The sequence below is a fragment of the Aliiroseovarius sp. F47248L genome (genome assembly GCF_023016085.1).
GTDB lineage: Bacteria > Pseudomonadota > Alphaproteobacteria > Rhodobacterales > Rhodobacteraceae > Aliiroseovarius.
This window is the reverse complement of record NZ_JALKBF010000001.1, coordinates 600,481-626,609: the sequence shown is the minus strand read 5'-3', so window position 1 is coordinate 626,609 and position 26,129 is coordinate 600,481. Positions and strand designations below refer to the sequence as shown.

Annotated in this window: 24 protein-coding genes and 1 tRNA gene; 12 read left to right on the top strand and 13 right to left on the bottom strand. The window is 56.3% G+C overall.

Annotation, left to right across the window (positions count from 1 at the left end):
• Nucleotides 1-2: 2 nt before the first annotated feature.
• The 6 genes from MWU51_RS03125 to MWU51_RS03100 all read left to right on the top strand — a co-directional run bounded on the left by MWU51_RS03125 (nt 3) and on the right by MWU51_RS03100 (nt 6,174).
• Entirely contained in the window at nt 3-1,574 is a 1,572-nt protein-coding gene (locus MWU51_RS03125) for an ABC transporter ATP-binding protein (RefSeq protein ID WP_247034628.1), read from the top strand.
• On the top strand, nt 1,574-2,671 hold the full coding sequence (locus tag MWU51_RS03120; protein ID WP_247034627.1) for an ABC transporter permease: 1,098 nt from the start codon (nt 1,574-1,576) through the stop codon (nt 2,669-2,671). The genes MWU51_RS03125 and MWU51_RS03120 overlap by 1 nt, the downstream gene beginning before the upstream one ends.
• Nucleotides 2,671-3,636, top strand: coding sequence for an ABC transporter permease (locus MWU51_RS03115; RefSeq protein ID WP_247034626.1), 966 nt, complete (start codon nt 2,671-2,673; stop codon nt 3,634-3,636). The genes MWU51_RS03120 and MWU51_RS03115 overlap by 1 nt, the downstream gene beginning before the upstream one ends.
• Complete coding sequence (locus MWU51_RS03110; protein ID WP_247034625.1) at nt 3,620-4,423, top strand: purine-nucleoside phosphorylase; 804 nt, start codon at nt 3,620-3,622, stop codon at nt 4,421-4,423. Before MWU51_RS03115 ends, MWU51_RS03110 begins: the two co-directional genes overlap by 17 nt.
• A gap of 66 nt (nt 4,424-4,489) precedes the next feature.
• Nucleotides 4,490-5,407, top strand: coding sequence for a sulfite exporter TauE/SafE family protein (locus MWU51_RS03105; protein ID WP_247034623.1), 918 nt, complete (start codon nt 4,490-4,492; stop codon nt 5,405-5,407).
• Nucleotides 5,407-6,174 carry a TIGR02186 family protein gene (locus MWU51_RS03100; RefSeq protein WP_247034621.1) on the top strand — a complete coding sequence of 256 codons (768 nt, stop codon included), beginning with the start codon at nt 5,407-5,409 and terminating at the stop codon, nt 6,172-6,174. Before MWU51_RS03105 ends, MWU51_RS03100 begins: the two co-directional genes overlap by 1 nt.
• Before the next feature lie 11 nt (nt 6,175-6,185).
• Here the strand turns inward: MWU51_RS03100 and MWU51_RS03095 are convergent, their stop codons facing one another.
• From MWU51_RS03095 to MWU51_RS03070, 6 genes are all read right to left on the bottom strand, one after another.
• Nucleotides 6,186-7,724 carry an AAA family ATPase gene (locus MWU51_RS03095; protein WP_247034619.1) on the bottom strand — a complete coding sequence of 513 codons (1,539 nt, stop codon included), beginning with the start codon at nt 7,722-7,724 and terminating at the stop codon, nt 6,186-6,188.
• A 67-nt stretch (nt 7,725-7,791) separates the two neighbouring features.
• The gene (locus MWU51_RS03090; RefSeq protein WP_247034617.1) at nt 7,792-8,442 is read right to left on the bottom strand and encodes an acyl-homoserine-lactone synthase; all 651 of its coding nucleotides are present in this window, start codon (nt 8,440-8,442) and stop codon (nt 7,792-7,794) included.
• Between the two features lie 90 nt (nt 8,443-8,532).
• Nucleotides 8,533-9,246 (bottom strand): LuxR family transcriptional regulator, encoded by a 714-nt coding sequence (locus MWU51_RS03085; protein WP_247034615.1) that lies wholly within the window; start codon nt 9,244-9,246, stop codon nt 8,533-8,535.
• On the bottom strand, nt 9,191-9,541 hold the full coding sequence (locus MWU51_RS03080; protein ID WP_247034613.1) for a hypothetical protein: 351 nt from the start codon (nt 9,539-9,541) through the stop codon (nt 9,191-9,193). The genes MWU51_RS03085 and MWU51_RS03080 overlap by 56 nt, the downstream gene beginning before the upstream one ends.
• Before the next feature lie 118 nt (nt 9,542-9,659).
• Nucleotides 9,660-10,949 carry a crotonyl-CoA carboxylase/reductase gene (gene ccrA, locus MWU51_RS03075; protein WP_247034611.1) on the bottom strand — a complete coding sequence of 430 codons (1,290 nt, stop codon included), beginning with the start codon at nt 10,947-10,949 and terminating at the stop codon, nt 9,660-9,662.
• 154 nt (nt 10,950-11,103) lie between these two features.
• Nucleotides 11,104-12,552 carry a 1-acyl-sn-glycerol-3-phosphate acyltransferase gene (locus MWU51_RS03070; RefSeq protein ID WP_247034610.1) on the bottom strand — a complete coding sequence of 483 codons (1,449 nt, stop codon included), beginning with the start codon at nt 12,550-12,552 and terminating at the stop codon, nt 11,104-11,106.
• Between the two features lie 228 nt (nt 12,553-12,780).
• Here MWU51_RS03070 and MWU51_RS03065 point away from each other — a divergent pair, with 228 nt between their 5' ends.
• Entirely contained in the window at nt 12,781-14,748 is a 1,968-nt protein-coding gene (locus MWU51_RS03065) for a protein meaA (protein WP_247034609.1), read from the top strand.
• Nucleotides 14,749-14,751: 3 nt separating this feature from the next.
• On the opposite strand, the gene MWU51_RS03060 is transcribed toward MWU51_RS03065, so the two are convergent.
• Nucleotides 14,752-15,276 carry a DUF4329 domain-containing protein gene (locus MWU51_RS03060; protein WP_247034608.1) on the bottom strand — a complete coding sequence of 175 codons (525 nt, stop codon included), beginning with the start codon at nt 15,274-15,276 and terminating at the stop codon, nt 14,752-14,754.
• A 48-nt stretch (nt 15,277-15,324) separates the two neighbouring features.
• On the opposite strand from MWU51_RS03060, the gene deoD reads away from it, so the two are divergent.
• Nucleotides 15,325-16,029 (top strand): purine-nucleoside phosphorylase, encoded by a 705-nt coding sequence (gene deoD / locus MWU51_RS03055; protein WP_247034607.1) that lies wholly within the window; start codon nt 15,325-15,327, stop codon nt 16,027-16,029.
• 9 nt (nt 16,030-16,038) lie between these two features.
• Here the strand turns inward: deoD and MWU51_RS03050 are convergent, their stop codons facing one another.
• A complete protein-coding gene (locus MWU51_RS03050) occupies nt 16,039-16,902 on the bottom strand; it encodes a DUF1989 domain-containing protein (RefSeq protein ID WP_247034606.1) in 864 nt (287 codons plus the stop codon).
• Between the two features lie 131 nt (nt 16,903-17,033).
• Between MWU51_RS03050 and MWU51_RS03045 the strand changes: the two genes are divergently transcribed.
• Nucleotides 17,034-17,534, top strand: a complete 501-nt coding sequence (locus tag MWU51_RS03045) for a DUF2478 domain-containing protein (protein WP_247034605.1) — start codon at nt 17,034-17,036, stop codon at nt 17,532-17,534.
• A 53-nt stretch (nt 17,535-17,587) separates the two neighbouring features.
• Nucleotides 17,588-18,790, top strand: coding sequence for an FAD-binding oxidoreductase (locus MWU51_RS03040; RefSeq protein WP_247034603.1), 1,203 nt, complete (start codon nt 17,588-17,590; stop codon nt 18,788-18,790).
• Between the two features lie 3 nt (nt 18,791-18,793).
• Here the strand turns inward: MWU51_RS03040 and trpA are convergent, their stop codons facing one another.
• Both trpA and MWU51_RS03030 read right to left on the bottom strand, forming a co-directional pair.
• Nucleotides 18,794-19,585, bottom strand: a complete 792-nt coding sequence (gene trpA, locus MWU51_RS03035; protein ID WP_247034602.1) for a tryptophan synthase subunit alpha — start codon at nt 19,583-19,585, stop codon at nt 18,794-18,796.
• Between the two features lie 60 nt (nt 19,586-19,645).
• Nucleotides 19,646-20,062 carry a VOC family protein gene (locus tag MWU51_RS03030; RefSeq protein WP_247034600.1) on the bottom strand — a complete coding sequence of 139 codons (417 nt, stop codon included), beginning with the start codon at nt 20,060-20,062 and terminating at the stop codon, nt 19,646-19,648.
• Nucleotides 20,063-20,161: 99 nt separating this feature from the next.
• Between MWU51_RS03030 and ychF the strand changes: the two genes are divergently transcribed.
• Entirely contained in the window at nt 20,162-21,259 is a 1,098-nt protein-coding gene (gene ychF / locus MWU51_RS03025; RefSeq protein ID WP_247034599.1) for a redox-regulated ATPase YchF, read from the top strand.
• A gap of 99 nt (nt 21,260-21,358) precedes the next feature.
• Here ychF and MWU51_RS03020 read toward each other — a convergent pair whose 3' ends face one another.
• The 3 genes from MWU51_RS03020 to MWU51_RS03010 form a co-directional block, all read right to left on the bottom strand.
• Nucleotides 21,359-21,649 carry a hypothetical protein gene (locus MWU51_RS03020; protein ID WP_247034596.1) on the bottom strand — a complete coding sequence of 97 codons (291 nt, stop codon included), beginning with the start codon at nt 21,647-21,649 and terminating at the stop codon, nt 21,359-21,361.
• 255 nt (nt 21,650-21,904) lie between these two features.
• Nucleotides 21,905-21,991 (bottom strand) — tRNA-Leu (locus tag MWU51_RS03015).
• 84 nt (nt 21,992-22,075) lie between these two features.
• Nucleotides 22,076-22,555: an Lrp/AsnC family transcriptional regulator gene (locus MWU51_RS03010; RefSeq protein WP_247034594.1), complete on the bottom strand. Its 480-nt coding sequence runs from the start codon at nt 22,553-22,555 to the stop codon at nt 22,076-22,078.
• Between the two features lie 109 nt (nt 22,556-22,664).
• Here MWU51_RS03010 and putA point away from each other — a divergent pair, with 109 nt between their 5' ends.
• A complete protein-coding gene (putA, locus tag MWU51_RS03005; protein ID WP_247034593.1) occupies nt 22,665-26,123 on the top strand; it encodes a bifunctional proline dehydrogenase/L-glutamate gamma-semialdehyde dehydrogenase PutA in 3,459 nt (1,152 codons plus the stop codon).
• The last annotated feature ends 6 nt before the right edge of the window (nt 26,124-26,129 follow it).

The window sequence follows — 26,129 nt, the reverse complement described above, 5'->3', positions numbered from 1 at the left end:
CGATGGCTGATTTGAACAAAGGGGGGCAACAGGCGACTGTTGCCCCTGCCATCGAACTTCGCGGCATCTCGAAGGCCTTTGGGCCGGTGCAGGCGAACAAGGACATTTCGATTTCAGTGCAGCCGGGTACGATCCACGGGATCATCGGCGAAAACGGCGCGGGGAAATCGACGCTGATGTCCATCCTCTATGGGTTTTACAAAGCCGATAAAGGGCAGATCTTCATCCACGGCAAGGAAACCCAGATCCCCGACAGCCAGGCAGCGATTGCGGCTGGTATCGGGATGGTGTTCCAACACTTCAAGTTGGTTGAAAATTTCTCAGTGCTGGAAAATGTGATCCTTGGCGTCGAAGATGGTGCGATGCTGCGCCCTTCGCTGGCCAAAGCACGCAAGTCGCTGAAATCGCTTGCAGAAGAATACGAGCTCCACGTTGACCCGGACACGCTGATCGAAGATCTTGGCGTTGGTGTGCAACAACGTGTCGAGATCCTGAAAGCCCTTTACCGCGAAGCGGATATTCTGATTCTGGACGAGCCGACGGGCGTGTTGACTCCCGCCGAAGCCGACCACCTGTTCCGCATCCTGAACGGGCTGCGAGATCAGGGAAAAACGATCATTCTGATCACCCACAAACTGCGCGAGATAATGGAGATCACGGACACCGTGTCTGTTATGCGGCGCGGCGAAATGACTGCGACGGTCAAAACCAAAGACACCAATCCGGAACATCTGGCCGAGCTGATGGTGGGACGCAAGGTGTTGCTGCGGGTCGACAAAGTGCCCGCAAACCCAGGGAAAGAAGTTCTGGAAATCGAAAACCTGCATATGGTTGACGATCATGGGGTGGAACGCCTAAAGGGCATCTCTCTCAATGTGCGTGCGGGTGAAATTCTTGGCATCGCCGGAGTATCAGGAAACGGCCAGTCACAGCTGCTGGAAGTGCTGGGTGGCTATGCTAACGCAACGGGTGAAATTCGTGTCAACGGTGACGCGATTGATCTTACCGGGAAGCATTCTGATGGGCGTTCACGGCGCGCGCGCGGGATCGCGCATGTGCCCGAAGATCGGCAGGAACATGGACTGATCATGGACTTCCCAGCCTGGCAGAACATCGTGTTCGGCTATCACCACGCGCCCGAGTATCAAAAGAATAAGTTTCTGATGGATAACGCTAAAATACTTGAAACGGCTCAGGACAAGATGGACCGTTTCGATGTAAGGCCGCCAAATCCACAGTTGGAAGCGAAAAGCTTCTCGGGCGGCAACCAACAAAAGATCGTTGTAGCACGAGAGATCGAACGCAATCCCGACCTGTTATTGGTCGGGCAACCGACCCGTGGGGTCGACATCGGGGCGATCGAATTCATTCACAAACAGATCATCGCGTTGCGTGATCAAGGCAAAGCGGTACTTCTGGTCTCGGTCGAGTTGGAGGAAATCCTGTCCCTCAGCGACAGAATTGCGGTGATGTTCGATGGCCATATCATGGGCGAACGTCTGCCCGATCAGACAGATGAACGTGAACTGGGTCTATTGATGGCCGGAGTCAAACAGGAAGGGGATGCAGCCTGATGCAAAAAATGCCCAAGTGGGCCGATGTGGCCTTGATCCCTCTGCTCAACCTTCTGATCGCATTCGTTCTGTCGGGGCTGGTCATTCTGGCCATTGGCGAAAACCCGATCAAAGCACTGCAGACCATGATTACTGGCGCACTTGGGTCGACCTACGGCTGGGGCTACACGCTGTATTACGCCACCAATTTCATCTTCACAGGTTTGGCCGTTTCCATCGCATTCAAAGCCGCGATGTTCAACATTGGCGGTGAAGGCCAGGCGATGATCGGTGGGCTGGGCGTGGCCCTGGTCTGTCTCTATATCCCCTTCCCTCATTGGTCCGTCGCGCTTTTATTTGCCATGGTCGGTGGGGCTGTGTTTGGTGCTGCATGGGCCTTCATTCCGGCCTACCTGCAAGCCCGACGCGGCAGCCACGTCGTTATCACCACGATCATGTTTAATTTCATCGCCGCATCGGCGCTGAACTATGTGCTGGTCAACGTATTGCGCCCCAAAGGCGAGATGAATCCGCAAACTGCATCGTTTCCCGAAGCCACGCACCTGCCCACACTGCACGAGTTTCTGGCACCAATCGGGATTAACTTCTCGAAATCCGCACCTGTGAATGTATCGCTGTTCGTCGCGCTGGCGGCTTGTGTGATTGTCTATCTTCTGATGTGGCGGTCACGTCTGGGATACGAGATCCGCGCCTTCGGCCTATCGTCAGATGCATCCGTCTATGCGGGTATATCTCCGTTTAAAATCATCATGGTCGCGATGCTTCTGTCCGGCGGGCTGTCGGGCATGATGTCCATCAACAACACGATGGGTGAAGCCGAGCGGCTTGTTCTGAACTCGGTCGAAGGGGCGGGCTTTATCGGCATCGCCGTGGCGCTTATGGGCCGCAACCACCCGTTCGGCGTGCTGTTGGCAGCCCTTCTGTTTGGCTTCCTGTATCAAGGTGGCAGTGAGTTGTCGCTGTGGACGAAGATTCCACGCGAACTGGTCACTGTCATTCAGGCGCTGGTAATCTTGTTCACCGGCGCACTGGACAACATGGTTCGGGTGCCAGTGGAACGCGCCTTCATCCGGGCCGCGAAACGGGGGGCGAACTGATGGATTTCCAGACGATCATTCAAATCGCCGACAGTGCGTTACGACTGGCCACACCGCTTTTGTTTGCCTGTCTCGCCGGGCTGTTCTCGGAACGGGCTGGCATTTTCGATATCGGACTTGAAGGCAAGATCCTTGCATCGGCCTTTTTCTCAGCAGCTGTTGCGGCAGCGACCGGATCGGTTTGGCTGGGGCTTTTGGCAGGCATCGTGTCTTCGATCGCGTTTTCTGGCGTGCATGGCCTTGCGTCAATCACCTTTCAAGGCAATCAGCTGATCTCGGGCGTTGCTCTGAACTTCTTTGCGTCGGGCATTACAATTCTGATCGGGACGGCGTGGTTTGGTCTTGGTGGACGAACACCAAGCCTGTCGGGCGGTCAGCGTTTTTCTCCGGTCGAGCTTCCTTTTGCCAATGCGGTGGCCGATGTGCCAATCCTTGGGCCTATTTATTCCGATCTTTTGTCTGGGCATACGATCCTTGTCTATGTCGCGTTACTGATGGTGCCACTGTCGTGGTTCGTGCTGTATCGCACCCGCTTTGGCCTGCGCCTGCGCGCAGTGGGTGAAAACCCAGCAGCCGTTGATACCGCAGGTGTATCGGTGATCCGGTTGCGATATGCTGCGATGCTGATTGCAGGCTTTTTGTGTGGTCTTGCCGGCGTCTATCTGGCCACCGGATTGGCCGCTGGCTTTGTAAAGGAAATGAGCGCGGGACGTGGCTATATCGCACTGGCGGCGTTGATTTTTGCCCGGTGGCGCCCATGGCACGCACTCTATGCCACCCTGCTGTTCGGGCTGCTTGAAGCCATTGCCAACCGTTATCAGAACATTGATCTTGGCACCTTTGTGATACCTGTGCAGTTCATGCAGGCCCTGCCCTATATCCTGACGGTGATCATTCTGGCAGGGTTCGGCGGCACGGCCGTTGCTCCGAAAGCCGGGGGACAGCCTTATGTCAAAGAACGCTGAAGCGCTGGCCCGACAGGTTCGCGACATTGTGGGGCACGAGCCGGTCGAGATTGGGTTGGTGCTTGGATCAGGGTTGGGGCATCTTGCCGATACGGTTGACGGGATCGCGATCCCCTATGACCAACTTGAAGGTTTTCCACAGGCGCATGTTTCGGGTCACAATCCGAAGCTGGTAATCGGTCAGATGGAAGGCACTCGGGTTGCCGTGTTTGGCGGTCGCTCGCATTACTACGAAAACGGACGGGCAGACGCGATGCGCTTGCCTCTGGAGCTTTTGAAAGCACTTGGTGCGGATCGCCTGATCCTAACCAACGCGGCTGGATCAATGCGGCTGGACATTCCGCCGGGTGAGTTGATGCTAATCTCAGACCATATCAATTTCTCGGGCCTGAACCCACTGATCGGCGAGGCATCAGACGCGCGTTTCGTGCCAATGGGTGGCGCTTATGACACAGACATCCAGGAACAATTTGCCAAAATCGCCAAAGAAGAAGGCATAACCCTGACCCCTGGCATCTTTGCATGGTATTCTGGCCCGTCATTCGAGACTCCCGCCGAAATCCGCGCCATTCGCACATTGGGGGCTGACGCGGTTGGCATGTCAACTGTACCCGAAGTGATTCTGGCGCGATTCTTAGGATTGCGGGTTGCCGCCTTTTCAACAATCACCAACATGGCGCAAGGCCTGTCGGACGAGGCGATCAGCCACGAACATACCAAGGCAATGGCACCACTTGGTGCCGAAAGGCTGGAAAAACTGGTTCGACGCTACTTAACACGTGACTAACCCCCGCCTCATGAGCCAATAAAGAGATAGAATACCAATCCACTGCCAGCCCAGAGTTTTTTCCTAATGCAGATTTACCTGCCAATCGCCGAGGTTTCCGTAAACGCATTTTTGCTGTTGGGGCTTGGTGGGATCGTGGGGGTTCTGTCGGGTATGTTCGGTGTGGGCGGCGGCTTTCTGATGACGCCCTTGCTGTTCTTTATCGGCATTCCGCCGGCAGTTGCAGTGGCCACGGAAGCCAACCAGATCGTGGCCAGCTCGTTTTCTGGCGTTTTGGCCCACCTGAAGCGAAAGACGGTGGACCTTCGAATGGGAGTCGTGCTGTTGATCGGCGGTCTGATTGGGGCCGCATTGGGCGTGCAGCTGTTCAACGCTTTGAAAGCCATCGGACAGGTCGATTTGCTGGTCAAATTGTCCTATGTCCTGTTCCTTGGCATAATCGGATCCCTAATGTTCGTCGAAAGTGTGCGTGCGCTGATGAAAACGCGTGGCGGGACAGCAGTACCGGCACGACGCAAGCACACTTGGGTGCATAATCTGCCGTTCAAGATGAAGTTCCGGACTTCGGGCCTTTATATCTCGGTCATTCCGCCCATTCTGGTCGGAGTGTTGGTGGGTATTCTAGCGGCAATCATGGGCGTGGGTGGAGGCTTTATCATGGTGCCAGCCATGATCTATCTGCTGGGGATGCCGACCAAGGTGGTGGTTGGAACGTCGCTGTTCCAGATCATTTTCGTGACTGCCTTCACCACACTTTTGCATGCTACCACCAACTTTACCGTCGATATGGGTCTGGCGGTTCTGTTGCTGATCGGCGGCGTCGTCGGCGCGCAGATCGGGGCGCGCATCGGCGTAAAGCTTAAAGCCGAACAGTTGCGGGTGCTGCTGGCACTGATGGTTCTGGTCGTCTGCGGCAAACTCGGATTGGATCTGCTGATCCAACCGGCCGAGCTTTATGAAATTGGTCAGGCAGGGGGGCACTGATGCCGCGCCTCGTCACTATCCTTGCGTTGATCATTTTTGCCGCCCTGCCTGCGTCCGCGGAGAAAGTCGTCGCGGGGCTTAGCCAGAACCGCGTTTCTATCACTGCGACCTTCGTGGGGTCCGAGATCCTGATTTTCGGCGCGGTCAAGCGCGAAGCACCGCCCCCTACCGACAGCCCTCTTCAAGTGATCGTGGTTGTCGAAGGCCCTGCGCACCCAGTGACGGTGCGCAAGAAAGACAAGCGCTTCGGGATCTGGGTAAACACGGATTCGATCGAGCTGGCCGCTGCGCCAAGTTTCTATGCGGTTGCGACCTCAGCCCCACTGACGGAAACACTCTCGATCCTTGACGATCTTAAGCATGTCATTTCGGTCGAACGGTCGATCCGCATCAGTGACAATCCCTTCACCAACGAAGACCCCCGCGATTTTACACGCGCCCTGATCCGCATTCGCGAAAAGTCGGATCTTTACAAGCTGATGGAAAACAGCGTCGAACTACAGGAGGAAACGCTGTTCAACACGCGCATTGCGCTGCCAGCCAACGTAACCGAAGGCGACTATCGCACGCGCATTTATCTGACGCGAGAGGGCACCGTTGCCTCGCAGTTTGAAACGGTGATCAACGTGCAAAAGGTTGGACTGGAGCGGTGGATCTTCAATCTCGCCCATGAACAGCCATTGATCTATGGCATACTGTCTCTTGTGATTGCGATTGCTGCTGGCTGGGGAGCGTCGGCTCTATTCCGGGTGATCCTGCGCACATAACTCCGGCAAGTTTAAGCCACGTCTTCGCCTTGTGCCTCTAATGCAAACGCGACGGGTTTGCTGGGAAGATCCTGCGTCGACAGCTCGGCCTCGGGTCGGGCCATGGCGTAACGTTTCACCCAATGCAAGCGTGTCTCGGCCCGCGTAATAGCCACATAGGCCAAGCGTTTCCACAACGGCAGCCCTGCCTCGGTACGTCCCGCCCGTGAGGCCGCCCAGATGTCTGGCGCAAAGACTTGCACTTCGGGCCATTGTGACCCTTGCGCCTTATGAATGGTCACGGCGGCCCCATGCAAAAAAGCCGCGCCCATATTGGCTGCATAGGGAATGAACGGTTCTTCCTCGTCGGGCATTTCGATCTTGATAATCGACGCTGCTGACAACTGTGGGTCTTCAGCGCCCAACACGTGCAATCTTGAAAATCCCGGCCGTTTTCCGGGGCCAAGATAAACACATTGCGCACCCTTGATCAGACCACGCGCCTCTAGATCAATCCGTTTCTTGCGGTGTTTCAGAGGCAGTTCGATCCCATCGCAAATCAGCGGTTCACCAGGCATCAATTCGTGCTCCGGTGCACCATATGCCGCCCGAAATGCCGTGATTAGGCGCACGCGTGTCACATTGCGCCACACCAAAACTGGCGAGCGCGCCATAAGATCAGCATTCACACGGGGGGCAACGACGACACGGTCATCTGAACGTGCGGCTTCTTCGATCATGTTTTCGAATGACGCAAAATCCAGGGTGTCATCGGCCAAGGCATGAGCCAAGTCCAGTATTGGGTTGTCTTGCTCCTGTCGGTGAATGCGATGCAGCACCATCTTGCGGTTGTCCCCCAACCGGTCAAAGACCATTTCCCCTGACTGCCCCACCGGAGCCAGCTGCGCAGGATCACCAAACAGCACCAATGTCGGGAATATCTCACGCAGATCGTTGAACTGTTTTTCATCCAACATCGAGCTTTCGTCGACAAATCCTATATCCAAAGGATCATCGCGACGTTTCCAGCCTGTAATAAAGTCAGACCCACGCAATCCAGCGGCTGCCAGCGCGCCCGGAATGGACTTCTGAGCTTGATAGAAAGCAAACGCACGATCCAGTGCCGCATCCGTCAGACCTTCAATCGACGGGCGATTGCCGTTTCCAGCCAGCCATTCGGCAATCTTCTCGTATTCAGGGTCATAGACAGGGGTATAAAGTATGCGGTGTATCGTTGTCGCAGGCACACCGCGGTTGCGTAAAACGCTGGCGGCCTTGTTGGTTGGGGCCAATATGGCCAATGTCCTGCGATCCTTACGGCGTTTCCCTTCCCAGTCGCCGGATACAACGTCCACCCCGGCATCTTCCAATGCGCGGTAAAGCTGGGCCAGTAACATTGTCTTGCCCGATCCCGCTTTGCCCACGACTGCCATAACGTGCGACTTACCGTCGGACATCGGTGACAATAGCGCGTCGTCCAAATTTACGCCTGCCCCGCGCAGCATGTCAGCCACGCGGTCATGGGCGTCCGCTTGGTCGTCAGAATAGGTCAGGTGCGCGCCAATGTTCATGGCGCGACCCTAACCTGCGCTCTGATGCTGCGCCAGCACGTATGGCGCAGATCCGTTCAATTACCGCTTATGCACTTGCGGGAATGGCATCCGGTGCAACGACACGTTGGCCAAGACCCAAGGAATAACGCAACCAGTTCTTGCTGGTTTCGCGATCCACACCCACACGGGCAAGAGTCGGTGCAAAAGCATCGTCATTCATGGACCAAAGGCCAACACCAATACGGTCTTTGCCTTCACCAGCTGTACCGATAACTTCCGGCTCCAGCCCCATCAGGCGATAAATCCGTTCCATCCGAGGATCGAACACGCCGACATAGTGGCGCAACTTGAAGGCGTCCATTAGTTCACCGGCACCAAGTGCCAGCGCGGCCGACGCGCGACGATCCGCACCAGGTGCAAGACAGAAGCGTGTACATTCCCAGATCAGCGGACTTTCGATATGCACCCCGTCTGTCAGGTGATCGAAATGGTCGTTGACCATAGTTTGTCCCACTGTAGGTAGAAATCGCATGGATCCGCCGTGGCGACCATCTGCTTGTTCCCAGATGACATAAAGGGGATTCATGTCGTCGTATTCATCCCGTTCGTGGCCTGCATCGTCCACGTGGACGTCCCAGCCCAACCGACGAGAAAACTGTTCAGCACGATCGCGGAACATAGTGTCTGCAAGCAGAGGGAAGTTATTCAAATCATTACCATAGAGATAGCGCAGCATCGGTTTGGCTCCTTTGTCCGATAAGTTAGCCAAATGATGGTCGCCTTATGGTTAAAATAAGGCAAATGTCTTGAGCGTTTTAGATGTATTTTATACGATTATGATCCCCGCAGACAACGCACGCGCTACCGCATGGGTTGTATTCATCGCGCCAAGCTTATGCCGCGCCGATTCGATATACACCCTTAACGTGTGTTCTGATATGTTCATTTCTGCTGCTGATTGTGCGCGATTCATGCCTTTGGCCAAACAGGTCATCGCCGTCAGTTCGCGCGGAGACAGCGACGGAGATTGAGCATCCTGCCCCCATTTTTCGAACTCAAGCGCCTTTTTGTTCAGTTCATGAGAGATGATCATTAGGTCGCGCGTGTTGGCGTCGACAAAAGTTTCCCATGCGTCATCTTCCGCACTCGCATTCATCGTAAATAAAGCAAATTGCCCATTGGGCCCACGGATCGGAATCGTGAAACCCTGATTGCCCAAACCATAGTCCATAGCATCCTGAAACATCTCTCGTGCTGCCTTGGATGACCAGTCCAGGGACTTCCATATAACCGGTGTAAAACGTTGAAAACAACCGAAAATAACAGGATCTATTCGAAGGTAATCTTTCTCAAGATAGCGGTCGACCCATTCGGCACTGTAAGTGCCTGCTCCAAATCGTTCGCCAACGGAATTAACCCAGTGATAAACGGTATGAGAGACCTCATAATGATCCCGTAAAGCCTCGGTTATGGCTTGCAGGTCTTCAAGCGAGTTCGCCGCCTGCAACGTAGAGACAAGGTCTTCCAACCGGTTTTTCATAGTCGCGCGCGTTCTCCGTCTCTTGACGTGAAGCGGACGCGATTTCTGTCATGGCAATCAGCCGAGCATCATCAAGCTGGTCAGCCGTGACGTTCAGACCATTTTTCACCGCGTAAGCTTTCAGGTCAGTAAGAACATCAATGATCCATTCATCAGACATGTAAAGCCTCGATCTCGCAAGTTTCAAAATCAACCTTCGCATGTGTTTTACCACTTCGGTATTCACCCATTTGACCTCCCCATAAATGGGGAGGTCAAATGGCGTAACTTGTTGATCTTCTAATTCGCCGACCATCTGGTCAGCTTTAGCCTAAAGTGATTCGAATCCGTAACAGGTGAAGTGTCTCAAGTTTCGACAAAAAAAACCCCCCATCCTGTTTGGATGAGGGGCCGGATTTGGGATGCATTTTTGCCTATTTCGGGCCAGCCTCAAGTGCGTCTTCAAAGGTACGCAATCCAGTCTTCGGCGCCTGAACCAGAACTGCCATGTTTCCAGGCTTGTGTTGATTGCGCAACATTTTCATATGTGCGTCCGGAATCTCTTCCCAAGGGAACACTTCGGACATGCAGGGGTCGATTCGACGTTCGATCATCATGCGGTTTGCGGACGCGGCTTGCTTCAGATGAGCAAAGTGGCTGCCCTGAATACGTTTCTGGTGCATCCACAGATACCGAACGTCAAACGTACAGTTGAAGCCGGTCGTCCCAGCACAGATCACGACCATGCCGCCTTTTTTGCAAACGAAGGTCGACACGGGGAACGTGGCTTCACCGGGGTGTTCGAACACCATATCCACATTGTTGCCTTTGCCGGTGATGTCCCAGATCGCTTTGCCGAACTTTCTCACTTCCTTGAACCAGGCGGCATATTCAGGCGTGTTCACGGTGGGCAACTGGCCCCAGCAATCGAAGTCCTTACGATTGATCACGCCTTTTGCACCTAGCGACATTACGAACTCGCGCTTGTCCTCTTCCGAGATCACGCCAACGGCATTCGCTCCGGCAGCATTAATCAACTGGATCGCAAACGATCCCAGACCGCCAGAGGCACCCCAGACCAGAACATTCTGTCCGGGCTTCAGCTCATGCGGAGCATGACCAAACAGCATCCGGTATGCCGTAGCCAGTGTCAGCGTATAGCAGGCGCTTTCTTCCCAAGTCAGGTGCTTTGGGCGTGGCAATAGTTGCTGCGCCTGCACGTTCGTGAACTGTGCAAACGACCCGTCTGGTGTCTCGTAACCCCAGATGCGTTGCGAGGGAGAGAACATCGGATCACCGCCGTTACACTCTTCGTCATCGCCATCATCCTGGTTACAGTGAATGACAACCTCATCACCCACCTTCCAGCTTTTAACTTTATCGCCAACGGCCCAAACGATGCCGGAAGCGTCCGATCCTGCGATATGATAATCCGCGCCGTGACCGTCGAACGGAGAGATCGGGACACCCAGGCCGGCCCAAACTCCGTTGTAGTTCACGCCAGCAGCCATCACGAGGACCAGCACTTCGTGACTGTCCAGAACAGGCGTATCAACGACTTCAACCAAGAACGACTTATCCGGTTCACCATGGCGTTCACGCCGGATAGCCCAAGCATACATCTGCTTGGGGACATGTCCGAGCGGTGGCATTTCACCAATCTCGTAAAGGTCCTTCTTCGGAGCATCGTAATCAGCGATGCTGGGTTGTGTATCCAAAGCCATCGGGGCCTCCTTCTGTTGCGCGTCATTTGATTCTGTTGCCGCAATGCAGAAATGCGGCTGCTAGTGCAGCAATACGTATCGCCTCGCAAGATTGCAACAACAATCAGCCATTTTTTGTAATTTTATGTCGCGCTCAAATTTGGCGACAACATCCTTAATCCGGCAGAATAGCGGCGTCTGCCACCTCGGAGGGGCTTAAATCCGAAATCTGAACCGTCGTGATGGCATCAGACAAATGCGCGATGGAATTGGCGTAATAAGAAAGAATCAATCGATCCGGATTATTCACACGATACCGCGCAGTTGGCCCGTCGCCGTCTTCAATGATCAGTTTGCGCTGTGTCAGCAGTCGAATGCCAACTTCGGTCGCATAGCCCATGTCACCCCGCGGTAAATGCACATGGGCACCCTTTGCTTCCATATCCGAGACCAGAGCCGTAAATCGGGATTCCACTTCGCCACGGGACAATGATTCTTGTCCCAACATGATTGCGGCCACAACGGGCACAGGCAGAACAGGAACCACATCGCGGATACGAGACATCAGTTCGTGACCCAAGTCTTCCAGCGCGTCCTCGGTCCCGTGACGATCAAGATATTCGTTCAATGACAAAGGTGTGCCAAACGACACGCTGGCGTATCCAAACCGATGGAATTTTCCTGTCAGACGTTGCCACAGATGTCGGCCGACATGCCGGGCAACATATTTGAAACGCAGCCCGAACCGCCGGTTGCCCTTGATATCGGCCCTCACAAGCACACGATCTTCCAGCACCCGATCATAGTTCATAGCGACGGGAACAAAGACCACGTTGCGGTTCACTTCCGGATCAAAGTCTTGCACAAGATAGCTTAACAGTCCCAGCTTCGGCTCGCCGACTGTCCCGTTCAGACTTAACCCGCCTTCCGGAAACATCGCTTGCGTCACCCCGCCATCTGTTGCCAGCCGCACGTATCGCGACAGCACCTTGCGATACAACGCATTACGGCTTTTGCGGCGGATGAAATACGCGCCCATCGACCGGATCAACATACGCAAAGGCCAGACCCGCGCCCATTCCCCCACGGCATAAGACAGATGCGACCGCTCGGCGGCCAGCCAAGTGACCAGCACGTAATCCATGTTCGACCGGTGGTTCATCACAAAGACGATTGTTGAATCCGGGTCGATCTCTTTTAGACGCGCCTCGTCGAAGGCACCCAGCCTGACCCGATAGAATGCCCGGCTCAGCAGCTTGGCCACACCGATCCCAAATCCGAAATACGCCGTTGCCGAAAACCGGGGCACGATCTCGCGGGCATACCGTTGCGCGGTTTCAAATGCGACCTGTTCGGGTACGCCTGCACTGCGGGCATGCTCAGCAATCGCCTTTGCCACCTCAGGATCATAGGAAAGGCGTTGCACCATGTCATAGCGACGTGCCAGTTTGAACGGCTCGATCGGACGTTCGAGTTTTTCATTCAGCCGCTCCACCGCGCGTTCAAGCCGCTTGCGAAAGAACCAGCGAACAGACGGAAACAGGAAATGGGACGCGAACGTCACCGTGGCAAAAGCCAGAATCAGAATAAGAAGCCACAGCGGCAATTCTATCGAACGCGTCATAGCGCTAGGTTTTCAGGAAAAAGCAACAAGGTAAAGAAAATGCGTCACGCCACAGATGCGATCATAAGTCTAGAAATTCGTACGCCCGGCGACAACGTTACCGCGCAACTTGCAACTGCTCGGAGCATCCGAGTCTTACGTAATTTTCTTCCCTTGAAATTCACCCTTGCGTAATATTCTTTCGTCTGCGAAAAATGCTGCAGCGCAACAAGATGATGAGTCTCTGACATGTCCAGCCAAAATTCGATCCGCCCCTGGCTCTTCCGCACCTATGCCGGTCATTCGACTGCCAAAGCCTCGAATGCGCTTTATCGGACTAATTTATCAAAAGGTCAGACGGGATTGTCGGTCGCGTTCGATCTGCCAACGCAGACAGGATATGACAGCGATCATAAGCTGTCGCGCGGTGAAGTGGGCAAGGTGGGTGTGCCGCTGAGCCACCTTGGTGACATGCGGGCGTTGTTTCGGGACATTCCGCTTGAGCAGATGAACACCTCGATGACGATCAACGCCACGGCGCCGTGGCTGTTGTCTCTCTACATCGCTGCCGCCGAGAAACAAGGCGCGGATGTTTCGAATCTGCAAGGCACAGTTCAAAACGATATCATCAAGGAATACCTGTCGCGCGGCACTTATGTCTGCCCGCCAGAGCCTTCGTTGCGCATGATCACAGACGTTGCGGCCTATACGCGCGAGCATCTACCCAAGTGGAACCCGATGAACGTGTGTTCCTATCACTTGCAAGAAGCTGGCGCGACGCCCGAGGAAGAATTGGCCTTTGCGCTGGCCACTGCGATTGCGGTGCTGGACGATCTGAAGAACAAAGTACCAGCGGACGCTTTCCCCGCCATGGTTGGCCGCATTTCGTTTTTTGTGAACGCCGGCATCCGTTTCGTGACCGAGATGTGCAAGATGCGCGCCTTTGTCGAGCTGTGGGACGAAATCACCCGCGAACGGTATGGCGTCGAAGATCCGAAATTCCGCCGCTTCCGATATGGTGTGCAGGTGAACAGCCTTGGCCTGACCGAACAGCAGCCGGAAAACAACGTCTATCGCATCCTGATTGAGATGCTGGCCGTCACCCTGTCAAAGAACGCCCGTGCACGCGCCGTGCAACTGCCTGCATGGAACGAAGCGCTTGGCCTGCCGCGCCCGTGGGATCAGCAGTGGTCTTTGCGCATGCAGCAAATCCTAGCTTATGAAACCGACCTTCTGGAATTCGACGACCTGTTTGACGAAAACCCTGCCGTAGAGCGCAAAGTGGCCGAACTGAAAGACGGCGCACGCGCTGAGCTGGCCCAGATTGATGGAATGGGCGGCGCGGTGGCAGCCATTGAATACATGAAGTCGCGATTGGTGGAATCAAATGCCCGCCGCATCAACAAGATCGAAGCGGGTGAAACCACCGTGGTCGGCGTGAACCGCTGGACGGAAGCCGCCGAAAGCCCGCTGACCGCCGGGGACGGAGCCATCATGATTGCCGACAAACAGGCCGAAGCCGACCAGATTGCGCGGCTGGAACAATGGCGGGCAGATCGTGATGCGGACGCCGTGAAACAGGCTCTGGAAAACCTGCGCGCCGCAGCGAAATCCGGTGACAACATCATGCCGCCCTCAATCGCTGCCGCCAAAGCGGGTGTGACAACGGGCGAATGGGGCGAGGTCATGCGCCAGACCTTTGGCCAGTATCGCGCGCCCACAGGCGTGTCGAAAAACCCGTCCAACCGCACCGAAGGGCTGGACGAGATCCGCGCCCGTGTCGATGCTGTGTCCGACGCGCTTGGCCGTCGCCTGACCTTTCTGGTGGGCAAGCCCGGTCTGGACGGCCATTCCAACGGGGCTGAACAAATCGCCGCCCGCGCGCGCGATTGCGGCATGGACATCACCTATGAAGGCATCCGCCTGACGCCGGAAGAACTGGTGGCGTCCGCGCTGGACACGAAGGCGCATGTGGTCGGCTTGTCGATCCTGTCGGGCAGCCACATCCCGCTGCTTGAGGAACTGATCGAGCGGATGCGCGACGCTGGACTGAGCCATATCCCCATGGTCGCGGGCGGGATCATTCCGGACGAGGACGCCGAACGCCTGCGCGCGATGGGGGTTGCCAAGGTCTATACGCCGAAAGATTTCGAGCTGAACACCATCATGGAAGACATCGTCACCTTGGTTGCGCCAAAGTCTGTTGCGGCTGAATAAGTCCTAGTCGTCCAAGCCAATCAGCTTTTCGATCAACTGATTATAGCTATAGCTGGGCGCGATCTTCCCCATGTCGCCTTCACGAAACCGGGCGTCCATGGGTAGGCAGCCGATCCCACAGATCTGGCTGGTTACCATATCGGTCGTATCGATGTACCAAAGGCGGCCACCGGGGGTGGCGACCCACCCGTCGACGCCCTCCAGTTCGTCGGTTTCCATGTCATCGCCTGATGGCACCTCGTTCGCATAGCGGGTCGAGAATGCACCGTGGGTGTGATAGGACGCTATCACCCTGACCAGATTGACCGGATCATTGGCCATGCAGGTCCCCTTGCCCCCGCGCTTAGCCTTCGAAGCCACCAACTTGCCGGAACGATCATAACCGATATACCCGCAATACTCGCGATTGGCCCGGATCGAGATCGGTTGCAGCTTCACAAAAACCTTCTTCACCAAAACCAATTCGCCCGGCTCTTGCGCCCAGGCAGGAAGTGGGAGGATAAAGAGAGCCAAGAACAATGCGCGCATTAGGTACTCCGGTTTTTATTTGCGTGACTTTATCCACAGGAGACAGCCATGACCATCCATATCGGTGCCGCCCCCGGCCAGATCGCAGAAACCGTCCTGATGCCGGGCGACCCCTACCGCGCCCGTTGGGCCGCCGAGAACTTTCTGGACGGCGCGGAACTGATCAACGAAGTGCGTGGCATGCTGGGCTTTACCGGCACGTACAAAGGCAATCGTGTCAGCATTCAGGGATCCGGGATGGGAATGCCCAGTCTGTCGATCTATGCTAACGAGTTGATCCGCGACTATGGAGCGAAGACCTTGATCCGTGTCGGCTCCATCGGGGGGATGCAGCCGCAGGTGAAGGTGCGGGACGTGGTCATCGCGATGACCTGCACGACGGTTGCAACGCCGTCTTCGACCATCTTTCGCGAGTTGAACTACTCGCCCTGCGCCGATTACGGCCTGTTGGAAGCTGCCGTTGCCGCGACGCGCAAACGCGAGGTTGGGGTGCATGTGGGGGGCATTTACAGTTCGGACACGTTCTATGACGAACGTCCTGACCTTAACGAACAAATGACCCGCCACGGCATTCTGGGGGTCGAGATGGAGGCTGCCGAGCTTTACACCCTCGCCGCCCGCCATGGGGTGCGTGCATTGGGGATCATGACCGTGTCTGATCACTTGCAAACCGGCGAAGCCCTGCCGTCCGACCAGCGCGAAAAAAGTTTTGGCGACATGATCGAAATCGCGCTGGAAGCCGCCTTCGCCTGAACTGAGTGGTCAAACTCCATGCGTTCGGTCATAGCCGTTAACAGGCGGCTGTGACCAGTTCGGCAATGCGCCTTTTGCTGGTGCGAACACCTCGACCAGCAACGGGAAACAGGCTGCACTATCCGAGCTATGTTCGGACGAGCAATCGCCTCCGGGACAGGCGCTGAGCGCACCCAGCAGATCAATCTCTGCAAAGAACTCAAGATAGTCGCCAGGGCGCACGGGGCTGGCTTTCATAAAGTATTGCCCCGTGTCCCGCGAAAACCCCGTGCACATGAAAACGTTCAGAACGTCGTGGATGTGCGGTTCTGCATCGTGGGTGGGACAGTCAAGATAATCTGCCAAAGCGCGTGTCAGATTGGAATGGCAACAATAGTGATAGTGACCGCCCGCCAGCAGGTTGTGGGTATAGGGGTCGCACCGTGTGCCGATCACATCATGAACAGACCCGCCAAATTCATCAAACCCATACCAGTCCAATGTGTCTTCGACGATGGTTGCGATCGGACGCAGGTAGGGATGACTTGACCAAATCCGATCTGCAACCGACACATGCGTGCCATGAAGCGCCCGAGTCTTGCCCGAATAGAACCTTTCCCCCAGATCGTGCAGATTCCAAAGGTTCAGGTCTCCAACCTGTGACCCCTCCACAGATGAGATCCGTAAATAATGGCCTGCGGGCACCTGAAACACTTTGGCATCGCGTGGAGGCACCACCACTTCGGCAGTTTTTGTCGCCGTTCTCCGCGCCGCCTGATAGAGTGACAAGTCAGGCGCGGGCAATCCATCCGCCGGATAGCAAATAACCGGCGCGACCGCGCGGCGCTGTTCCGCATCTCGGGGCGGTTCGTGGGCAGGGTGTTCAGGCTTCATAATCGCGCACCTTTCCTATTCAGCATCTGGCCACATCCGGTTGGGCCACCCAAGCGTATTTGACAGATACACAGCAATTGACAACGCTGGGTCCGATTGTCATCTGATAGGCAATATTGATTGGGGTCTACATGAAACTTGCCTATGTCATCGCACCCGGACGGGGCCAAACCAATCTGTTGCTTGCTGGTGTCGCAAATGCATTGACGCAACAAGGGTTGACGTTATGCGGGACCGTCCAGCTTGATACCGAGCGCGCCGAAGATCACCATTGCGATATGGATGTCCTGATTTTGCCAGACGGTCCAAAAATCCGCATCAGCCAATTTCTGGGCACCAATGCACGCGGATGCAAACTAAACCCCGAAGCGCTGGAAACTGCCGTCGGCCAGACCGAGGAACGATTGAAAGCCGGCGCCGACCTTTTGATCGTCAACAAATTTGGCAAGCAAGAGGCTGAGGGACGTGGTTTTCGTGAAGCAGTAGGCGAAGCGCTCGCTCGCGATATTCCCGCGATAATTGGTGTTTCTGAAGGATCGCGCGCGGCGTTTATGGAGTTTGTGGGCAACGCGGAAGAGCTCTCCCCTGATCATAATGCCGTCATGACCTGGGCGTTGCAGGCTACGGGTTGAGCGGGTTGTGCTGCGCGAAACGGCGCGTGTCAGGGCGTGAAGCGATGGTGGCCATGTTACAAACACCAGATCATCAAAGCTATGATGTGATCATCGTGGGCGGGGCCATCATGGGGTCGTCGGTGGCATGGTGGCTGTGCCAGTCAGCGGATTTTCAAGGCCGCATTCTGGTGGTTGAACGTGACCCAAGCTATGCGCAATGCTCAACCGCACATACGAACTCCTGCCTCCGGCAGCAATTCAGCGAGCCTTTGAATGTGCAAATCTCGCAATTCACCGCTGCATTCATCAAGAACCTGCGAGCCAACATGGGTGGCGATCCTCGCATCGAAGACCTAACCATTCAGAACTTTGGGTATCTCTATCTGACCGACGACAAAGCCCGGGCTGACGCGCTGCGCACCGCGCAAGCCATGCAGCAAAGCCTTGGTGCAGGCACCCGTATCTTGTCGCGAGACGAAATCGCACAGGCATTCCCCTTTTTTCAGCTGGATGACATTCTTATGGGAAGCCACGGCACGCGCGACGAAGGGTATTGGGACGGCGGGGCGCTGTTTGACTGGTTCCGGCGAAAGGCTGTCGCAGCGAGTGTCGAGTATGTGCGCAATGAAGTCACGGCCATCGAAGCGGCAAAGGGCAAAGCAACCGGAGTTACCCTAGCTTCAGGACACAAAGTATCCTGCGGTCATCTGGTCAACGCTGCTGGACCGCGCGCCAATTTGGTCGCGCACATGGCCGGATTGGACATACCTGTCGAGCCTCGTAAGCGGTTTACATGGGTGGTCAAAGCAGAGCACCCGCTTGATCGCGAACTGCCTCTGACCATCGACCCGTCGGGAGTTCATATCCGACAGGACGGACCCGAAACATATATGATCGGTGCACGCCCTGACCCGGACCCAGCGGTTTCCCCCGATGATTTTCATATGGATCACGGGCTCTGGGAATCCCATGTCTGGCCGACCGTTGCGACCCGAATTCCACAGTTCGAGGCACTGAAGATCGTGACCGAATGGGCGGGTCACTATGCCTATAACACACTGGATCAAAACGCAGTTCTTGGCGCGCATACCGAAGTTCAAAACTTCTACTTCATCAACGGGTTTTCAGGCCACGGGCTACAACAGGCCCCGGCCATGGGGCGTGGTCTGGCCGAACTGATCACGACCGGCAGCTTTCAGACACTAGATCTTAGCCCGTTTGGATATGGCCGGATCGAAGAAGGTCGCCCGTTTGGGGAAACCGCGGTGATCTAGGAGTCAGCCGCGATGCGCCCCGTCGGCCAGCGTTTTCACAAAGGCCAGCACGTCCGACACAGGCTCGCCCGCCGCGATTTTAGAAACGATTGCACTGCCGACCACAGTCCCGTCTGCGACACTCGCAATCGCCTCGGCCTTCTCGGGGGTGTTGACACCAAATCCGACGATAACCGGAATATCTGTTGCCGCTTTGATCCGCGCAACCTCTGGGCCGACATTGGCCGCCTGCGCCTCGGTCGCACCGGTGACGCCGGTGACAGACACGTAATACACAAAGCCCGAAGTGTTTTGCAGCACCTTCGGCAATCGCTTGTTATCGGTGGTAGGCGTGGCCAGTCGAATGAAGTTCAGCCCTGCCTTTTGCGCCGGGATGCAAAGCTCGTCATCTTCTTCGGGTGGCAGATCGACCACGATCAGTCCGTCCACGCCCGCCGCTTTCGCATCCACCAGGAACTTGTCGACACCGCGATTATAGATCGGGTTGTAATATCCCATCAGAACAATCGGGGTCGTATCATCATCCTTACGAAACTCAGCCGCCATATCCAGCGTCTTTTGCAGGGTCATGCCGCCTTCCAGCGCACGTTGTCCCGCAAGCTGAATGGTCGGCCCATCCGCCATCGGGTCGGTAAAGGGCACCCCCAGCTCGATGATGTCTACACCCGCCGCCGGCAGCCCCTTCATCACCTCAAGCGACGTCGCCAGATCGGGATCACCGCCCATGATGTAGCTGACAAACGCCTTCTGACCCTTTTCGGCCAAGGCAGCAAACTTCGCATCAATCCGGGTCATCATCCGTCCTTTGTCATGTTCAGAACCGATGTGCCGAATACGGGCGGGAAAATCAATGGGTCACTCGTAATCGCTGTCCGCCATGATCATCCAGCGCACTCCGAACTTGTCGGTTAGCGTGCCAAAAAGCGGCGTCCAGAACATCGGGCTAAGCGGCATCCGAACGTCACCCCCATCGGCCAAGGCATTGAATACGCGTTTGGTCTCGGCCTCGTCCGGCAAGGAAATGCAGACATTGCAGCCCGCCATTTCCGGCGTCTCGCCGCTTGGGTCATCGCTGGCGAACAACATCCCATCTCCAATGGCGACGCTGGCATGCATCACGGCATCATCCGGTACGCCGGGCATTTGGTTGCGGTCTTCCTCGGGCATGTCCTTGAACGACATGATATCCGGGGTCGTGCCGAAAATCTCACCATACCGGGTAACGGCATCACGACACTTATCTTTGAAAAACACGTAAGGGATAGGTTGCATGGCAAAGCTCCTGTGTTGCGCGCCTTCCCACTTCACCACGCTTGCGCCCATCCTGTCAAAGCCCTAGAAGGCCACGAACACTGAATGAGAGGGGCCGAAATGGGTTTCAAGATGGGCATCGTGGGTCTGCCGAATGTCGGTAAATCGACCCTTTTCAACGCACTGACCAAGACGGCTGCCGCGCAGGCGGCGAACTTTCCGTTCTGCACGATTGAACCCAATGTGGGCGAAGTCAACGTGCCCGACGACCGGCTGGACAAACTGGCCGCGATTGCCGGGTCGAAAGAGATCATTCCGACCCGGATGACCTTTGTTGATATCGCGGGTCTGGTGAAGGGTGCGTCAAAAGGCGAAGGGCTGGGCAATCAGTTTCTGGCCAACATCCGCGAGGTGGACGCCATTGCGCACGTCCTGCGCTGCTTTGACGACGGCGACGTGACGCATGTGGACGGTCGCGTGAACCCGGTCGAAGACGCGGAAGTGATTGAAACTGAATTGATGCTGGCCGATCTGGAAAGCATTGAAAAACGCTTGCAAAACATAGTGCGCAAGGTGCGCGGCGGCGACAAGGAGGCGGTCCAGCAGGAACGTCTGATGCGCGCGGCACAAGAAGCGCTTGAGGCTGGCCGCCCTGCCCGCACCGTCGAAGTGGACGAAGAGGACCGCAAAGCATGGAATATGCTGCAACTTCTGACCACCAAGAAGATCCTTTTTGTCTGCAATGTAGATGAAAGCGACGCGGCCAGCGGCAACGCCCATTCGCAAGCGGTCGAGAAGATGGCCGCCGAACAAGGTGCAGCCTCGGTCGTCATTTCCGCCAAAATCGAAGAAGAGATCAGCCAACTTGACGCCGACGACATGGAAATGTTCTTGGAAGAGCTTGGCTTGAAAGAAGCCGGACTCGATCGCCTGATCCGCGCCGGATACGAGCTTCTGCACTTGGAAACCTATTTCACCGTCGGCCCGAAAGAGGCCCGCGCCTGGACCATCCGCGAAGGCACACGCGCGCCCCAAGCAGCCGGTGTGATCCACGGCGATTTTGAACGCGGCTTTATCCGGGCTGAGACAATTGCCTATGACGATTACGTCGCCTTGGGCGGCGAAGGTGGTGCAAAAGAAGCTGGTAAAATGCGCGCAGAAGGCAAGACCTACGAAGTTAAAGACGGCGACGTCCTACACTTCCTATTCAACGCCTGATACCCTTAAAAGCTAAACAAGCGAAAAGCCGGGCCACCCCTAGCCCGGCTTTTCTATAAGTGCGTGGGACAACGCACTCAGGGAGAGGTCTCGTTCCCGTCAAACAACTTCGTTGTCCTTCGCAGGTGAAGCGGTTTGCCCCTTCATGTGGTTTGCGAAACCAAAGACTGACACCACAATAAAAAATACTTGGACGGTCAACGCCGCGACGTTGAAATGCACTGTCAAACTAAGCGCGACAAAGCTCGCCGCCGAAAACTGCAACGCGTAATAGCACGTTGTCTTGCTGGTCAATATGTCGAATGCGATCAACATATAGGTCGTGCAATAGATCGCTGCCCCAAGCAATCCGACCATTTCCCAACTGTCTAATGAGCTAAAATGACTCATTTCCCCATCCGTCCAATCCAAAGGCTTAAATAAATAATTTGGTTATCGAAAAGGCCTAAAGAAACTTGGCATTAACATGCTGCGAAAATGTGCTGCGGTGCCTGACCTGTCTTCAGGGTTCGCCAAGTCCGAGCATAAATCAATGGTCCGGTCATTGAATTGACGCATAATTCACGTCCTTCAAACCATGTCTTTACGCCATGCGAAACAAAGGTCGAACATCGCGGCAAAACACACCTATTGGCGGGGTAGGATTGGTGCGGGCGGTGGGACTCGAACCCACACGGGGCTACGCCCCAACAGATTTTAAGTCTGGTATGTCTACCATTCCATCACGCCCGCACCGGGTGGGGCTTGACCCCCGCTCTTCCCTATCGCCTCTGAATTCCGGAGGCAATCGGTCAGATGAGTTAATGCGCTATTCGATCAGGTGAGGAAGGTTGGGCTGTCGTCCTTGATCGCCTGCATCACCACATGGGTTGAACTCTGCGCCAAATGCGGAAGCGTCGAGATTGCCTCACCCAATACGCGACGAAAATCGCGCATGTCATGGGTGCGGACTTTCAAAAGATAATCAAAATGCGCCGCCAGCAGGTGACATTCTTCAACCTCGGGAATGTTGGCAACCTGCTTGTTAAAGGCGTTCAGCGCGGCCTCACGTGTGTCGGATAGCTTCACTTCGACAAAAGCGACGTGATCACGTCCCAGGCGGATCGGATCAATCTCGGCGCGATATCCGGTTATGACACCTTCGGCTTCCAGCCGCCGGACACGCGCTTGGGTGGGAGATTTTGACAATCCAATCCGCTGCGCCAGATCGGTGATCGAAATTCGGCCTTTGCCAGACAGAACGTCCAGAATCTTGCGATCGAATCGATCAAGGTCAACTTGGCTATCTTCCCGCACACCTCACCTACAATTAGTCGTTTCGACTGCCTAACAGCGATAATCAGGAAAATCGCCTTGCTAATTCAACGTAGCATAGCAGAAGTGCAAACACCATGAGGATCCGCACATGACTGATGTCCTGCGCCAGAAAATCGACGACCTTGCCTATGCTGGCGAGGAACAGCATATCCATGCTCTTGCCAGCGACGCGGGCTTGTCCAGTGACGACCGGGCGCGGATCGCGGCCAGCGGTGCTGAACTTGTGCGTGCCATCCGGGCATCATCCGACCCAGGCATGATGGAGGTTTTTCTGGCCGAGTATGGTCTATCGACGGATGAAGGCATCGCGCTTATGTGTCTGGCCGAGGCGCTGCTGCGGGTGCCCGATGCCGAAACCATCGACGCGTTGATCGAAGACAAGATCGCGCCTAGCGATTGGGGCAAGCATTTGGGGCGGTCGTCATCTTCGCTGGTGAACGCGTCAACTTGGGCGCTTTTGGTGACAGGGAAAGTCTTGAACGAACGCGAACCGGGTATCACCGGGGCGTTGCGCGGGGCTGTGAAACGCTTGGGTGAACCTGTCATTCGTACTGCGGTCGGCCGTGCAATGAAAGAAATGGGCAACCAGTTCGTTCTGGGTGAAACCATCGCCGCCGCCATGAAGCGCGGGTCGAAGATGGAAGCGAAAGGCTTCACCTATTCCTATGACATGCTGGGCGAAGCTGCGTTGACCGATGACGATGCGCGCCGCTATCAAATGTCCTATGCCAAGGCAATTTCCGAGATCGCAAGCGCCTGTAAATCTAAGGATATCCGCGCCAATCCCGGCATTTCCGTCAAGTTATCCGCGCTGTTCCCCCGCTATGAACGCGGCCAGCGCGACCGGGTAATGGATGTGCTTGTGCCACGTGTGTCGGCCCTCGCACATCTGGCGAAGTCGGCGGGCATGGGGTTCAATATCGACGCCGAAGAAGCCGACCGCCTGCAAATCTCGCTGGATGTGATCGAAGCGGTGCTGTCCGATAAATCATTGGCCGGATGGGACGGGTTCGGCGTGGTCGTGCAAGCCTATGGGCACCGTGCAGGCACCGTTATCGACTGGCTACACACTTTGGCCGAACGGTTGGACCGCAAAATCATGGTGCGACTGGTGAAAGGTGCCTATTGGGACACCGAAATCAAACGCGCACAGGTCGAAGGTTTGGACGAGTTTCCCGTGTTCACCCGCAAGGTGGCCACCGATGTCAGCTATATAGCTAATGCGCGCAAGCTGCTGTCAATGACAGGTCGGATCTATCCTCAATTTGCCACCCATAACGCACACACGGCAGCGGCCATTCTGGATATGGCTAAAACCTCGGGTGTGGACGCGCGCGGATACGAGTTCCAACGCCTGCATGGCATGGGTGAACGTCTGCACCAGATCATAATGGATGAAAATGGCACGCGCTGTCGGATCTATGCCCCGGTCGGCGCGCATCGCGACCTGTTGGCCTATCTGGTCCGCCGGTTGCTTGAAAATGGTGCCAACAGCTCCTTCGTGAACCAGATCGTTGACGAAAGCGTCACTCCGGAAGAAGTCGCGGCTTGCCCGTTCGATGCGCTCGACCACCCTGCGCCACATGTTCCGACGGGACCAGAGCTTTACGGGGATCGCAAAAACTCTAAAGGGCTGGACCTGACCTATGAGCCACATTTGGAACAGATCGATGCTGCCCGCAATCCATTTGCGGACACAAGGTTTACAGCCGGTCCGCTGATTGCTGGTCGACCAAAGGGTGGCAAGGATGTCACCGTCGCAAACCCAACCAATGGTGACGAGGTGGGTCAGATCACTTGGGCCAGTGCCCAGGATGTACAGACCGCTCTTTCGTCGGCTACACGCTGGGACGCCACGCCAGAAGTGCGCGCCGAGGTTTTGAACCGCGCAGCGGATCTTTACGAAGAGCATTTTGGCGCTTTCTTTGCCCTTCTCGCCCGCGAAGCCGGAAAAACGCTGCCAGATTGCTTGGGCGAACTGCGTGAAGCTGTTGATTTCATGCGATATTACGCATCACGCATTCCGAAGCTTACCCGCGATGCGCGCGGGGTGTTTACCTGCATTTCGCCGTGGAACTTCCCGTTGGCGATCTTCACCGGTCAGATAGCGGGTGCTTTGGCAGCTGGAAACGGCGTGCTGGCCAAGCCTGCCGAACAGACCGGCCTCATTGCCTATCAAGCGACAAAACTGATGCACGAGGCGGGTGTGCCACGCGAGGTGCTGCAGCTTCTGCCCGGCGACGGCGCCACAGTTGGGGCGGCCCTGACATCCGATGCGCGCATTGATGGCGTCGCCTTCACAGGGTCGACCGAAACCGCGCAGATCATCCGCCGCGCGATGGCCGATCACCTGTCGCCCGCCGCGCCCCTGATTGCCGAGACCGGCGGGCTGAACGCGATGATCGTCGACAGCACCGCGCTGCCGGAACAGGCGGTGCGCGACATCGTGGCATCGAGCTTCCAGTCCGCCGGGCAACGTTGTTCAGCCCTGCGTTGCCTTTATGTGCAGGACGATATTGCTGACAACCTGACCGAGATGCTGATCGGTGCGATGGACGAGCTGACCCCGTCAGACCCGTGGCATCTATCCACCGACCTTGGTCCGGTCATTGATGACGAGGCATATATGGGCATCCGTGCTTATGTCGATGCAGCCCGCAAGGACAAGCGGCTGGTGCACGAGTTGGCAGCGCCCGACAGTGGTCACTTTATCGCGCCCGCCCTGATCCGCGTCAGCGGCATTCACGAAATGGAGCGCGAGATCTTTGGTCCTGTTCTGCACATTGCGCGCTTCAAGGCGGAAAATCTTGATGCGGTGATCAACGCAATCAATGCTACGGGATATGGGCTGACCTTTGGTCTTCACACGCGGATCGACGATCGCGTTCAGTACGTGGTCGATCGTATCCACGCTGGCAACGCTTATGTGAACCGCAATCAGATCGGTGCCATTGTCGGCTCACAACCCTTTGGGGGCGAGGGGCTGTCCGGCACCGGACCCAAGGCAGGTGGTCCTGCCTATATGTATCGGTTCTGCGCCTCCGGCCCTGCCCCGATGACGGGCGAGACATCGGTCGAGCAAGCCGAAGAAAGCCCGGCGCTGGCTCAGGCAATCATTGCTGCCACGCGCGAAGCCACACTGGCCTCTAGCCGCCTGCCGGGCCCGACGGGCGAGTTGAACCAACTGTCCACCCATCCTCGCGCGCCGTTCTTGTGCCTTGGCCCTGGCAGCGCCGTGGCAGACCGCCAGAAAGCCGAAGTGGAGCGCCACGGCGGGGTGGCCGTTCTTGCCCCCGATATGGAGGCACGCGCGCTGTCGACGGTCGCGGGTATCGGCGGCGCGGTCTACTGGGGAGACGCGGAACATGCCCGCGCGCTTGCCCAGGCGCTTGCAGCCCGTTCTGGCGCGATCCTGCCACTGACCACCGACGCGGTGACGGACGAGGTGGTGACCCATGAACGACACTTGTGCGTGGACACCACCGCGTCGGGCGGGAATGCCGAGTTGCTGATGCTGTCGCAGCCACCTGATCTGGCCGCCGAGTAGGGGCGC